This is a genomic window from Streptomyces sp. NPDC004327, assembly GCF_042873935.1.
In the GTDB taxonomy this organism is placed as follows: Bacteria; Actinomycetota; Actinomycetes; order Streptomycetales; family Streptomycetaceae; genus Streptomyces.
This window is the reverse complement of sequence record NZ_JBIAME010000001.1, coordinates 673949-687202: the sequence shown is the minus strand read 5'-3', so window position 1 is coordinate 687202 and position 13254 is coordinate 673949. Positions and strand designations below refer to the sequence as shown.

Here is a 13254-nt window from a genome sequence, read left to right as displayed (position 1 = left end):
GGGCGGCGCGCGGTCAGCGCAGGACGAAGCCGGCGACGTAACCGAAGGCGTTGACCGCCCAGTGCAGGCCCATGGGCGCCAGCAGGCTGCCGCTGCGGCGCCGCAGTTCGCAGAACAGGACGCCGGCCGCCCCGGTGAACAGCACGGCGCCCGCGACGGCGAGGACGGAGCCGGCCGCGGAGTCACCGACGACGGTGGTCAGCGCGGGTTTCGCGGTGGCCAGGTGGAGCGACGGCAGCACGTGCCAGAGGCCGAACAGCAGACTCGACACCGTCGTCGCCCAGGCGTTCCCGCGGGCCCGGGCCAGCAGCCCGTAGAGCACTCCGCGGAAGGCGACCTCCTCCACCAGGACGGTGCCGACGGGGACCACCACGAGCACGCGCGCCACCAGCTCCGCGCCGGTCATCGACTCGTACCGCCGGTCCTCGAACAGCGCGCGCGTGGCCGGCAGCAGCGCTCCGGCGAGGTAGACCGCCCCGACGAGGCCCATCAGGGCCAGCGCCCACCCGGCGCCGCGGGCCCGGGTCCCGCGGGCCAGTCCGGCGTCCGCCAGGGTGCCGCCCGCCCAGCGGAGCACCCCGAGCAGCAGGGCGCTGACCGCCACGGCCGCCGGCAGGCGCGGCGGGCCGGTCCACCGGTGCAGGAGCAGATTGGCCGCGACGAGCACGGCGACCACGAGCGCCACGGCCGGCCAGGTGCCGATCGGCCCGCGCCACCGGCGGCGCGGCGGGGCACCGCCGCCGGGGCCCCGTAACGGGGGCGCCCCGGCGTCGTCGGGGCCGCCGGGAACGTGCGAAGGCACCAGAGTGGGTCCGTCCTTCAGTCCTTGGGCTGCGCCGGCGAGTCCTCTCACCCCTCCCTCCGACCACGCTACGGCACCCGCCTCCATGCGGGTGAAGGGAAGTCCGCCGAACGGAGGGTCGGCCGCGGACGGCCGGTCCGCGGCCCTAGGGTGCCGGCGTCAGTGCCGGCGTCAGTGCCGGTGTGATCATGTACCCGTTCCGGAGCGCTCATGGTGGATCCCCGTCGTGGACTCCCGCATCCTCCTCCCCGCCGACCCGGGGCGGCCGGGTGACCGCGGACGCCGCAAGCGCGGCGGCGGAGCCCGCCCGCGCGGCGGGCGGGGTGCTGGCGGCCACCTGCGTCTCCGCCTTCGTCGTGAACGCGAACACCTCCGCGGTCAGCATCCTGCTGCCGGCCATCAGCGAGGACACCGGCGCCTCCCTGGCCACCCTGCAGTGGGCGGTGACGGGCTATTCGCTGGTCGGTGCGGCCGTCATCGTCACCTCGGGCGCGCTCGGCGACATCTTCGGACGCCGGCGCATCTTCCTCTGCGGCCTGCTGCTGTTCGTGGCCTCGTGCGTGCTGATCGCGCTGGGCGGCAGCGGCGCGACCGTGATCGCCGGCCGGGCGATCCAGGGCGCGGCGGGCTCGACGATCCTGGCCTGCGGGCTCAGCCTGCTGTCGGCGGGCACCTCGGGGGACGCGCAGATGCGTTCGGTGTCCCTGTGGGGAGCGGCCTCGGCCGCCGGTGCCGCCGCCGGGCCGCTGCTCGGCGGTGTGCTCGTCGACGTCACCGGCTGGCAGGGGCTGTTCTGGATCGACGCGGGGATCGCGGCCGCCTGCGTGCCGCTGACGCTCCGTACGGTGCCGGAGTCCCGCGACCCGTCGCGGCCGCGCTCCGTCGACCTCGCGGGTACGGCGCTGATCGCCGCCGTGCTCGTGCCGTTCGTCTTCGCGGTGACCGAGGGCTCTCAGTGGGGCTGGCTCAGTGCCCCGACGCTGGTGTGCTTCGTGATCTCGGCCGCGTCGCTGATCGGCTTCGTCCTGGTGGAGAAGCGCGTGCGGACGCCGCTGATCGACCTGGCGCTGCTGCGCAACAAGATGCTGGTCGGGTCGAGCGTCGCCATCCTCGTGGTGGCCGGCTGCATCAACGCGATCATGTACATCTGCAGTCTGTACTTCCAGAACCCCGACGGCCTGGGCATGAGCCCGCTGGAGGCCGGTGTGGCCACGCTGCCCGCGGCGGCCGGCATCGTCGTGACCGCTCCGCTGATCACCCGGTTCGTCGACCGGCTGGGCGCCCGTAAGGTGATCGCCGGCGGCTTCGGGATCGCGACCGTCTCCTTCGCCGTCTTCGGCTTCGTCGCGTCGTCCTGGGAGTACGCGAACTTCGTCGTGCCGCTCGTCGTGCTCGCCGTCGGCCTCGGTCTGGCGAACGGTCCCGCGTCCTCGGTCGCCACGGCCTGCGTCACCAAGGACCAGGTCGGTGCCGCCTCCGGGATCTCCAACATGGGCCGCTACGTGGGATCGGCGGTGCTCACCGCCGTCACCGCGGCCCTGTTCAGCTCGGTCTACACCCGCCACCACGCGGCCGGCACGGCGACGGCGGACGCGCTCGCGGCCGGGTTCTCGCGCGCGTCCGTCGGCCTCGCCCTGTTCTGCGCGTTCGGCGTCGCCCTGGCCCTCCTGGTCGGCCGCTTCCGGCCTTCGGGCCCGCCGACGGCCGCCCACTACGCCGCGGCGGCCGCCGCGAGCGCGCACACCGTACCCACCAGGCCGGTGGACGGGGCCTGAGAGGGGGTCACCGGCGGTGTCCCGCCGGTGTTCACCTCCGTACCGTGTCGTCGGTCTTCAGGTCCTGGATCGCCCTGTCGAAGTCGTCGACCTGGTCGGGGCAGTAGACCTGGAGCACGATCCGTTCGGCTTCGACGGCCTTGGTGTCGGCGATGACGGGGCGGTTGCCGGGTCCTGGGGCGCCGGTGGAGAGCTGCTGGATCCGGTAGAGGGCGTTGCGCAGGGCGCTGTCGGGGTCCGCGCAGACGGCGCCGCCGTCGGTGCCGAGGAGCTGTTGGACGGTGTCCGTGTCGGGGGCCGGGTAGCCGGCCTTCACCAGCTCCGAGCTCAGCTCGTCGGCCTTCTGCTGGGAGAGGGTGGTCTTCGTGATGCTCGCGTAGCGGATGAGACCGGTGATCACCAGACCGAGCAGGAGGGCGACGGCACCGGCGTAGATCCACCGGTGCTGCATCGCGAAGCGGGTGGGGCTCACGACGCGCCTCCGGTGGAGCCGGTGGACCCGGTGGCCGCCGCGGTGCGCCAGCTGGGCTTGCGCAGCTTCAGGAAGGTCCACGGGATGAGCAGGCCGAGGATCACCAGACCGCCGCCGACGATGACGACGTACGACCAGACGCTGCTGCCGCCGAACTGCGAGGGCGGCACGAAGCCGATGGCGAGGGCGGCGAGCGAGGAGAGCAGGCCGGTCACGCACACCAGGCCGAGGGCGGGGACCCGGTAGCCGCGGGGGTGGTCGGGCTGGTTCTTGCGCAGGCGCATGGCCGCGGCGAACATCAGCAGGTAGACGATGAGGTACACCTGCGTGGTGATCGTGGAGAAGATCCAGTAGACGCTGGAGACGTTCGGGATGAGCGCGTAGCCGAGGGCGATGACCGAGGTGACGATGCCCTGGGTGACGAGGATGTTCTGCTGGATGCCGTGCTTGTTGAGCTTCTGCAGGAACGGCGGCAGGTAGCCCTCGCTGCGCGAGATCTCCAGGAGGCCCTTGGACGGGCCCGCCAGCCAGGTGAGCATGCCGCCGAGCGAGGCGGAGATGAGCATCACGGCGGCGATCGGCGTCATCCAGCCGATGTCGAAGTACGAGAAGAAGGCGTCGAACGCCTGCATGACGCCGGCCGTGAGGCTGAGCTGGTCGGCCGGGACGACCCAGCTGATCGCGAGCGCCGGCAGGATGAAGATGAGCAGGACGAGTCCCATCGCCAGGAACATCGACTTCGGGTACTCCTTCGCCGGGTTCTTCAGCGAGGAGACGTGCACGGCGTTCATCTCCATGCCGGAGTACGACAGGAAGTTGTTGACGATCAGCACCAGGCTCGCCAGGCCGGTCCACTCCGGCAGCAGGTGCGAGGCGGTCATGGGCGCGGCCGACGGGTTGCCCTGGGCGAGGAAGACCATGCCGAGGACGACGAGCAGCGTGCCCGGTACGAGCGTTCCGATGATCAGGCCCCAGCTGGACAGCCCCGCCAGGGCCTTCGTACCGCGCGAGGAGACCCAGACGCCGGTCCAGTAGAGCACCATGATGACGATCGCCGTGTAGACGCCGTTGGCGGCCAGCGCGGGGTCGATGACGAAGGCGATCGTCGAGGCCACGAAGGCCAGCAGGCTCGGGTAGTAGAAGATCGTCATCGCGAACTGGCACCACACGGCGAGGAAGCCGAGGGGCTTCGACAGCCCCTCGGCCACCCACCGGTACACGCCGCCCGACCAGCCGGACGCCAGCTCCGCGGAGACGAGCGCCGTGGGCAGCAGGAAGACGACGGCCGGGACCAGGTAGAGGAAGACGCAGGCCAGGCCGTAGATGGCCATGGTCGGGGCGGCCCGCAGACTCGCCACCGAGGCCGTGGTCATGAACGCGAGCGTCAGCCACGAAAGGACGGGCGGTGCGCCGGCTCGTGTCGTCGTACGGGCCCCCTGCTCCGGCAGGTCGGCGGGAACGTCCATCGATGCCATGTGCCCTCCTCAGGCGCGGCCGTGATGGACATCAGACTCGGCCGTGGCGGGCGGGCGCGCAGGATCAGGGGGGCCGGACGGGTGACGGCCCCGCCGTCACTCCCCCGCTCTCATTCCCCCGGTGCCACTCCCCCGGTGTCGCTCCCTCGGTGTCGCTCCCTCGGTGTCACTCTCCCGGTGAGCCGGCGAGGCGCGCCGCGCTCAGCCGGTTGTACGGACTGTCCGGGCGCAGCGCGGTCCGCTCGCTGATCAGGACCCGGGCCAGGTCGTGCCGCCCGGACCTCAGGGCGGCCTCGACGAGGGTCTGCTGGAGCGCGTCGCGCTGGGCGTGGCTGCCGCCGAACTCGTGGAGCCGCCGGCGCAGCGGCCACAGCAGGTCCATGACGGTGTCGTGGTCCCCTCCGGCGTACGCGACCAGCGCCTCGCACACGGGCAGGCCCACGTCCGCGGTCATCGCGTGGTTGGTGACCATGTGCGCGCCGGGCTCGGCCAGCCAGTTCCGGCGGCCGTCGATGAGCCGGCGGGCCTCGGCGACCCGGCCCGCCCCGACGTAGGACATCACGGCGTGGACGTCGTTGAAGGCGTAGAACGGCGGATCGGCCCGCGCGGACCACGCGTCCGCGAGCGCCTCCCACCGGCCGGTCTGGTCGGATCCCGCGAGATGGAAGCGCCACAGCATGGCCGCCGCGTCGAGGAGTTCCATCGCCACTCCCCTGGACCCCCCGTGGTGCAGCGTCGTGTCGTAGACGCCGAGCGCCGTGTCGGGCCGGCCCGCCTCCAGGGCGTAGAGCGCGTAGTGCCACCAGTTGTGGACCGTCAGGAAGTTGCCGCCCGACCAGTCGGCGGCGCGCGCGTCGAGGAAGGCCGTGCCGTCGGCGAAGCGGCCCTGCATCTCGTAGGTGTGCGCGATCGCGTGGATGGCCCACACGTCGTGGCGGTTGCGCTCGACGGCCGCCGATCCCGTCTCGCGGGCGTGGGTGTAGTGCCCCGACTCCTCCAGGCCGAAGGCGTACATGCCGAGCAGCGGGCCCCGGTGCGGGTCGTCGTCCTCCCAGGCCGAAAGGGCGCCGCCGATCCGGTCCCGCAGCCGCGGGGCGTCGCCGGTGAGGAAGTCGAGCTGGTGCCCGACGAAGAGCGCGAGCGCGTCGCGCGGGCAGGCCGTGGTCAGCTCCTCCAGGAGCGCGCTGCCCCGCCGCAGATCGCCCGCGAGCAGGCTCGCGGCGGCGGCCGTGTGCAGTCGCTCCCGGGCGGAGCACTTGCTCGTGTCGAAGCCGGCGGCGAAGGCGTCGAACCGCTTGCGGGCCGCCGCCGCGGCGGTCGGTTCCGTGCCCAGCACGCCCAGATAGGCCGCGAACGCGTGCGCGACCGGTGCGGCGGGGGCGGCGCGGAGCAGGTCGTCGACCGCCTCCGTCACCTCGGGGCGGAAGAAGAGCAGGTGCTCCACGGCCCGGTCCAGGTGCGCGGCCGCCTCTGCTGTGCCGTTGTACAAGTCGTGACCGTACCGGTCGGTCGCCAACGCTGATCACCTCGTCCTGAGAGCCGTTACGTCCTTTCCTATGGAGCCAGTTGGGGGCGCCGGAGCACAGTCCCTGATCAGGTGATCGTCGTCCGCCGTCGTCCGGGGGGCGGTCGGCTCGCGGCGCTCAGGCCGGCCTTCGAGGGTGGGCCAGGAGGAGGGGCGAGGTCAGGCGGGCGTCGGGATGCATCGCGAGCAGGTGGTGCACCACACCGGACAGTCCGGGGAGCAGCCCGGGCGCGAACGCCTCCTTGGCGAGGCCGCCCACCGGGCCGCGCTGTTCGATGCCGGTGATCACCTCCGCGTCGGCCTCGGCGGCGGTCGGGCCCTCGTATCCCTTGAGCCCGCGCAGACGGTGGAGGAGTTCACGGAGTCCGAGGTCGCCGTGGCAGAGGGTGTGGCTCCAGCCGAAGCCCTCGCGCAGGCCCGCCGGGCCGGAGCGGAGCGCGGTGTCCAGGTGGCGGGAATCGCCCGTGCGCTCGTACAGGTCGGCGGCGGCCAGGCCGATGCCCGTGCTGCCGTGGCACCAGGCGGTGGGATGGTCCACGTCCCCGCCGATCCGCGCGTCGACCCAGGCGCGCTCCGCCGGCGCGTACAGCGACTCCTCGAAGTCATGTGCCAGGGCGCCGAGTTCGTACCAGCGGCGGCGGTCGGCCGGGCTGCCGGCGGTGGAGAGGGCGAGCCGGGTGAGGGCCCAGCCGGCGCCGGTGGCACCGTGGGCGAATCCGCCGATGCCCTCCGGGAACATCACCGTGGACCAGCGGGCGCCGCGGTCGTCGACGACCGCCGTGCGTTCCAGGTGCCGGCCGGCCTCCGCGGCCACCGCCGACCACCGGTCCTCGCCGGTGCGTGCGGCCAGGTCGAGCAGCGGGACGACCACACCGGCCACCCCGCCGAGCACGTCGAGCGCCCGGTCCTCGGCGATGGCCTGCGGGGTCAGCAGCGCGGCCCTGGCCCGGGCGCGGTCCAACAGGCCCGGGGTGCCGAGGAGTTCGTGCAGCGCGACCCAGGTCCACACCTGCGAGGCGATGCCGGTGAACCCGCCGAGCTGGCGGGTCGGCGTGGTGTCCTCGGTGGCGGCCAGCACCTCCAGGGCGCCGGTCAGGACGGGCTCGACGTCGGCCACGGGCTCGGCCCGCCCGGCCCGCTGCTCCCGCAGGTACTCGGCGAGGGCGACGGCGACGCCGCCCTGCCCGGTGTAGAGGTCGGCGCCGAGCGGGCGGATCGCCCAGCCGTAGTCGGTGAGTACGGGGCTGATCCAGGTCGCGGTGGCGTCGTCGCCGCGCACGGCCGCCGCGCAGAGCGTCCGTACGGCCTCGGCCGCGAGCGCGCGGCGGCGCCGGTCCAGGTCGTCGGAGTACGGCGCGCGGGCGGGTGTCCGCACCCGGTCGGGCAGCTTGCGTTCGTTCAGGTAGGCGCCGACGAGGGCGCTGCGGATGGTGTCCCGCTCGCGGGTGAGGTCCGCCCGCCGCCACCCCGTCAGGAAGGCGTCGAGGCGTCGCGCGTCGACCTGTTCGCCGAAGGCGGGGACGTCGCCGACCAGGAGGTCCGCGATCTCCTCGTCGATCACCGCCGGATCGCGGGGCGCGCCGGGCGCGGCGAGGGCGTTGCGGTGGAGGATGTCGCGGGCCCGGGCCAGGGCGGCGTCGGGGTCGTGCAGCGAGGCCGGGTGCCAGAGCATCCGGCCGATGTCCGTGTAGGTCTGGGTGGGCCGCCGGATCCGGCGGACCCGGCAGCCGTCGAACTGCCGCAGCGCCGCTTCGAGTTCGCCGCGGGCGTCGCGTTCCGCGAGGGCTGCGGTGAGCCGGTCGAAGCCGGTGAGCACCTGGTCCCAGTGGCGGATCAGCACCGGTTCGGGGCTGGGGTGATTGCGGGCCGGCGGCAGGTCCACCTCGCCGATCTCCATCCGCGCGGTGTCGCGTCCGCCGTCCGCGATGACGGGGACGCGGATCCGCGGCTGCTGGCCGGGCAGACCGCCCGCGGCCGAGAGGTCCACGCCGGCGAGGGCGTAGCCGTCGGTGCGGAGCGGGAGGATGCCGGTGCGCAGCACCGTGTTGCGGATCGTGCGGGCGGCCCGGTCCACGGCGTCGCCGCGGCCGCTCGGCGGGACCTCGACGTCGGGGGTGAACAGCGCCTCGGCGTCGACCACGGCGGGCACCGGGCCGCGGGCGACCAGGTTCTCGGCGTGCAGGTCGGTCCCGCCGAGCAGCCGCATCACGGCCAGCCAGCCGCCGAGTGCGCGGTAGAAGCGGGCGAGTTCCGCCTCGCCTCGGCAGTAGTGGTGGCCGAGGTGTTCGGCCCAGCCGTAGCCGCCCCGGACCACCACCCTCGGCACGCCCAGGTCCTCGGTGCCGGGGACGGCGGCGAGGAAGGAGCGCAGTGCCGCGTCCACCTCCACCGGTCGCGGCTTGTACATGACGGTGGTGGTCTCGAAGACCAGCCGGGCCACCGCCCGGCCGCCGTGGTGGGTGTCCCCGCGGGCGAGCTCCAGGGCGCGCAGCGGTCCGGGGTCGCCGCCGAGCAGTCCGGCGACGGCCCGCCGGTCGGCGGCGAGGCGGGTGCCGAGCTCCAGGGCGCCGTCGATCAGCAGGCGCCCGGAGGCGAGGGCGCGGGGGCGCAGTGCCGGGTAGCGCCGGTGCAGGGCGTCGAGGAAGCCGGGGGTGGCGGCGTGCCGGAGGAAGGCGTCCCAGCGCGCGGCCGGGTCGGCGCCGGGCAGGTCGCCGGCGAGGGAGGCGGCGCGCAGTTCGAGCAGGAGCACCCGGTTGAGGCGGAGCTGGAGGGTACGGCGCAGGGCTTCGCGCGTCGCCTCGCGCAGCACCTCCCGCTCGTCGCGGGCCAGCCCGGCCGGATCCTGGATCCGGTCGTCGAGCTCCGCGAACAGCGGGGCCGCGAAGACGTCCACCGGGCCCGCGAACCATCCGTCGGGCGGGGGTCCGCCGGCCGCGCGGTCCGCTGCCACCGGTTCCACCATGCTGCAGTCCTCTCCACGGCTGGGGCGGGCCCCGAGGGGGTTTGCGGGGCCGGGGAACCCTCGGCGAGGGCTCCCCGGGTGGTGCGTCCGTGCCGTACGGCGGCTCGTCAGCAGCAGTAGCTGTGCAGCGAGCCCGTACAGCTGCTGCAGCCGGTGAGGAGCGCCTCGGTGCCGTCGGTCAGCGCGGCCTCGCCGGCGGCGCCGCCCACGTAGAGCGGACCGGCCGGGTTGTCGGTGCCGAAGGCCGACTCGGCGCCCTGGAGCCAGGCGGTGACGATGTCGTCCGCGCGGGTGGTGGACATGACGGGCATGCGGAACCTCCTACGATGCGTCGGAAGTGCACGGGGCTACAGAATCCACCGGAGGCGACCCGTCCGTGACCGTCGAGAACCGGCCATTCGCCGGGCGGGCGTCCCGGCGCGCCCGGCCCGGTCCTGCCGCCGGCGCTCCCGCCAACCTGCGGATTTGCAAGGGGAAATGAGCGGCGTGGGCCCCCGCTTCGGTGGCACGATGGCAGGATGGCAACGATCAAGCAGTTCCAGGTCACCTTCGACTGCGCGGATCCCGTGCGTCTCGCCCGATTCTGGTGCGAGGTGCTGGGATACGTCATACCGGCGCCGCCGGAGGGGTCCGCGAGCTGGGAGGAGTACTTCGGCTCGCTGCCCGCCGAGGAGCAGGTGAGGTACTTCCCCTGCTCCGACCCCTCGGGTGTGGGGCCGCGGCTGCTCTTCCAGCGCGTTCCCGAAGGCAAGGTCGTCAAGAACCGGGTGCACCTCGACGTGCGGGCCGGCACCGGGCTCGTCGGTGACGAGCGCCTGGCCACGCTGGAGGCCGAGTGCGCACGCCTGGTCAAGCTCGGCGCGGTGCACCTGAACACGCTCTACGCCGATGGCGAGAACGAGTCGTGCATCAACATGCAGGACATCGAGGGCAACGAGTTCTGTCTCGACTGAGCACGCGCCGAGACGGCGGCCCGGGCCCCGGAGCACGGCTCCGGCGGCCCGGGCCGCCCCATGCCCGACCACCGCACCCCGGGATTCACGGAGGACACCATGCTGAACCTGTCGGTCCTGCTCGAGGACTCCGCCCGCACGTACCCCGACCGCGACGCGGTCGTTCTCGGCGCGACCCGGCTGACCTACGCGCAGGTCGACGCCGCCGCGAACCAGGTCGCGAACCTGCTCGTCGAGCGGGGTGTCGGCCCCGGCGACCGGGTGGCGCTGAGCTGCCCGAACCTGCCGTACTTCCCGGTCGTCTACTACGGCATCCTCAAGGCCGGCGCGGTCGTCGTGCCGCTCAACGTGCTGCTGAAGAGCCGTGAGATCGCCTACCACCTCAAGGACGCCGGCGCGACGGCGTACTTCTGCTTCGAGGGCTCCGCGGAGCTCCCGATGGGCGCGGCGGGCTTCGCGGCGTTCCAGGAGGTCGAGTCGGCCCGGCACTTCTTCCTGGTGACCGCCGATCCGGCGGCGCCGGGCCCGGTCGAGGGCGCCGAGACCCTGGGGGCGGCGCTCGCCGGCCAGAGCCCGGTGTTCGACACGGTCGTCACCGAGGCCACCGACACCGCGGTCGTCCTCTACACCTCGGGCACCACCGGCCAGGCCAAGGGCGCCGAGCTGTCGCACGCGAACACGATGATGAACGTGATGGCCTGCAACAGGATGTTCGAGAGCCGTCCGGCCACCGACAGCCATGTGCTCTGCCTGCCGCTGTTCCACACCTTCGGCGCGACCGTGCAGATGCACGCCGGGTTCTCGATGGCCGCCACGCTCCACCTGGTGCCGCGGTTCGACCCGCACCAGGTCGTGCGGCTGATGGACACCGAGGAGATCACCTTCTTCGCCGGCGTCCCGACCATGTGGTGGGCCCTGCTGTCCGCGCTCACCGACGACGTCGACGTGGACCGGATCGCCGCCAACCTGCGGATCGGCGTCTCCGGCGGCGCGGCGCTGCCCGTCGAGATCATCCACCAGGTCAAGGACCGGCTGCGCGTGCAGATCCTGGAGGGGTACGGCCTCTCCGAGACGAGCCCGGTGGTCACCTTCAGCGACCCCCACCGGGAGCCGCGGCCCGGCTCCATCGGCGTCCCGATCTGGGGCGTCCGGGTGAAGCTGATCCAAGACGACTGGTCCGAGGTGACCGGCAGCGGCGAGATCGGCGAGATCGCGGTCAAGGGCCACAACGTGATGAAGGGCTACTGCAACCGCCCCGAGGCCACGGCCGAGGTGATCAGGGACGGCTGGTTCCGCACCGGTGACCTGGCCCGCCGGGACGAGGACGGCTTCTACTACATCGTCGACCGCGCCAAGGACATGATCATCCGCGGTGGCTTCAACGTGTACCCGCGCGAGATCGAGGAAGTGCTCATGACGCACCCGGCGATCGGCCTGGCCGCGGTCGTCGGGGTCCCGCACGAGAGCCACGGCGAGGAGGTCAAGGCCTTCGTCGTCCTGAAGCCGGGCGCCGAGGCCACCCCCGCCGAGCTGGTCGCCTGGGGCCGGGAGCAGATGGCCGGCCACAAGTACCCGCGCGTCGTGGAGATCGTCACGGCCCTCCCGATGACCGCCACGGGCAAGATCCTCAAGCGCGAACTCGGCTGACGGGCAAGGCGGTCGGGCACCGGGTGCGCGCGGGCCGCGCGCACCCGGTGATCCTCGGCGCCGAGGGCCGAGGGCGGCGCAGGAAGGCGGCCTCGACGCTCACGCGAGCGTCGCGCGCAGCCGCTTCTTGTCGGGCTTGCCGGCCTCGGTGAGCGGGATGCCGTCGACGGTGTGGACGACGTGCGGCGCGTACATCGCCCCCTTGTGCTCCGTGACGTACGCCCGGATCGGATCGCGGTCCGCGGCCTGCCCCGCCGCGGGGACGATCGCGGCGTGGACCTCCTCGGTGCCGTCCGCGCGGCGCACGCCGAACACCGCGCACCTGGCGACGGCGGGATGGGCGAGGAGCAGTTCCTCCAGTTCCGCCGGGTGGACGTGCCCGCCGACCACGACGACCATGTCGCCGAGGCGGTCGACGACGTAGAGATGTCCGTCGGCGTCGAGGCAGCCGACGTCCCCGGTGCGGATCCAGCCGTCGCGCAGCACCTCGGCGGTCAGCTCGGGCCGCCGCCAGTAGCCGCTCATCATCATGGGCGTGCGCACATGGATCTCACCGGTCTCGCCCGGTGCCAGAACCGCACCGTCCGCGCCGCGGATCTCGATGTCGACGCCGGGCACCGCCCGCCCGGCCGTGGGCCGGCCGCCGGGTCCCGTCCTGCCGTGTTCGTGCGGCAGCACCTCGGCGATGTTGCCCGCCTCGGTCTGCCCGTACCAGCCGTGCAGCACCGGGCCGAGCGCCCGGGCCGCCTCCTCCAGGCGGCGCGCCGACGCGGCGGTCCCGCCGTAGAACACGCGGCGCAGCGCGGAGACGTCGGTCGCGGGAAGGTCCGGGTGGTCGAGGAGTTCGTACAGCAGGGGCGGCAGCAGCCAGATGTCGGTGACGCGCTCACGGGCGAGGGCGGCGAGCACCGCGCCGGCGTCGAACCCGGCCTGGAGCACCACGCTGCCGCCGGCGAGAAGGGTGATGTCGGCGAGGATGCCGGCCATGTGCGCGAGCGGGGTGCAGGCGAGGGCGCGGGGCCGTGATCCGGCCGGGATCCGGGCGGCGTAGTGGGCCAGCGTCGCCGCGTACGGGCCGTGGGCCATCCGGATGCCCTTGGGGATGCCGGTCGTGCCGCCGGTGAAGCGTACGCACCAGTCGTCCCCGGCGCGCGCGGCGCCCGTCATCGGCCGGGGCTCCCGGCGCGCCGAGGCGGCCGGCAGGTCCTCGCCGACCGGGGACGGCCCGAGGGCGAGGACGGCGGGGACGGGGCCGCGGGCGAGCAGTGCCTCGGCGGCCGTCCGCGCGGCTGGGTCGACGAGCAGCATCGCGGTCCCGGCCTCGGCCGTGATCCGCGCCTGGACCGCGGGGGCCGTGCCCGCGTTCAGGAACACGGCCCGGGCGCCGAGCAGGTTCACCGCGTACCGGGCGACGAGCGCCTCGGGCCGGTTGCCCGTCAGGAACGTGACGGTGGCGCCGCGGCCGATGCCGCGCGCCGCCAGTTCCGCCGCCGTCCGCAGGATCTCGTCGCGTAACGCGCCGGCCAGGAGGGTGCGGCCCGAGGGCGCGACCAGGGCCGGGCGCCCGGGGTCACCGGCCAGCACGTCCAGGAGCGAATCGACGTAACTCTCGTACGCAAAGCAGGTGTTCTCGGTCATGGGCC

Annotated in this window: 10 protein-coding genes; 3 read left to right on the top strand and 7 right to left on the bottom strand. The window is 73.7% G+C overall.

From position 1 onward, the window contains the following. Positions 1-13 precede the first annotated feature (13 nt). Positions 14-802, bottom strand: a complete 789-nt coding sequence (locus tag ACFYU9_RS02980; RefSeq protein WP_389341777.1) for a CPBP family intramembrane glutamic endopeptidase — start codon at positions 800-802, stop codon at positions 14-16. A 269-nt stretch (positions 803-1071) separates the two neighbouring features. Here ACFYU9_RS02980 and ACFYU9_RS02975 point away from each other — a divergent pair, with 269 nt between their 5' ends. Next, the gene (locus tag ACFYU9_RS02975) at positions 1072-2577 is read left to right on the top strand and encodes an MFS transporter (protein WP_389210334.1); all 1506 of its coding nucleotides are present in this window, start codon (positions 1072-1074) and stop codon (positions 2575-2577) included. A gap of 31 nt (positions 2578-2608) precedes the next feature. Here the strand turns inward: ACFYU9_RS02975 and ACFYU9_RS02970 are convergent, their stop codons facing one another. The 5 genes from ACFYU9_RS02970 to ACFYU9_RS02950 form a co-directional block, all read right to left on the bottom strand. Then, a complete protein-coding gene (locus tag ACFYU9_RS02970) occupies positions 2609-3049 on the bottom strand; it encodes a hypothetical protein (RefSeq protein ID WP_389210332.1) in 441 nt (146 codons plus the stop codon). Beyond that, complete coding sequence (locus ACFYU9_RS02965; protein WP_389210330.1) at positions 3046-4524, bottom strand: APC family permease; 1479 nt, start codon at positions 4522-4524, stop codon at positions 3046-3048. The genes ACFYU9_RS02970 and ACFYU9_RS02965 overlap by 4 nt, the downstream gene beginning before the upstream one ends. Before the next feature lie 166 nt (positions 4525-4690). Further along, complete coding sequence (locus ACFYU9_RS02960; RefSeq protein WP_389341774.1) at positions 4691-6040, bottom strand: tetratricopeptide repeat protein; 1350 nt, start codon at positions 6038-6040, stop codon at positions 4691-4693. A gap of 127 nt (positions 6041-6167) precedes the next feature. Continuing rightward, positions 6168-8999 carry a type 2 lanthipeptide synthetase LanM family protein gene (locus tag ACFYU9_RS02955; protein ID WP_389341771.1) on the bottom strand — a complete coding sequence of 944 codons (2832 nt, stop codon included), beginning with the start codon at positions 8997-8999 and terminating at the stop codon, positions 6168-6170. Between the two features lie 119 nt (positions 9000-9118). Beyond that, the gene (locus ACFYU9_RS02950) at positions 9119-9322 is read right to left on the bottom strand and encodes a DUF6229 family protein (protein WP_389210325.1); all 204 of its coding nucleotides are present in this window, start codon (positions 9320-9322) and stop codon (positions 9119-9121) included. A gap of 207 nt (positions 9323-9529) precedes the next feature. Here ACFYU9_RS02950 and ACFYU9_RS02945 point away from each other — a divergent pair, with 207 nt between their 5' ends. Continuing rightward, entirely contained in the window at positions 9530-9964 is a 435-nt protein-coding gene (locus tag ACFYU9_RS02945) for a VOC family protein (protein WP_389210323.1), read from the top strand. Between the two features lie 99 nt (positions 9965-10063). Next, the gene (locus ACFYU9_RS02940; protein ID WP_389341768.1) at positions 10064-11611 is read left to right on the top strand and encodes a long-chain fatty acid--CoA ligase; all 1548 of its coding nucleotides are present in this window, start codon (positions 10064-10066) and stop codon (positions 11609-11611) included. Positions 11612-11710: 99 nt separating this feature from the next. Here ACFYU9_RS02940 and ACFYU9_RS02935 read toward each other — a convergent pair whose 3' ends face one another. Further along, entirely contained in the window at positions 11711-13249 is a 1539-nt protein-coding gene (locus tag ACFYU9_RS02935; protein ID WP_389210319.1) for an AMP-binding protein, read from the bottom strand. Positions 13250-13254 lie beyond the last annotated feature (5 nt).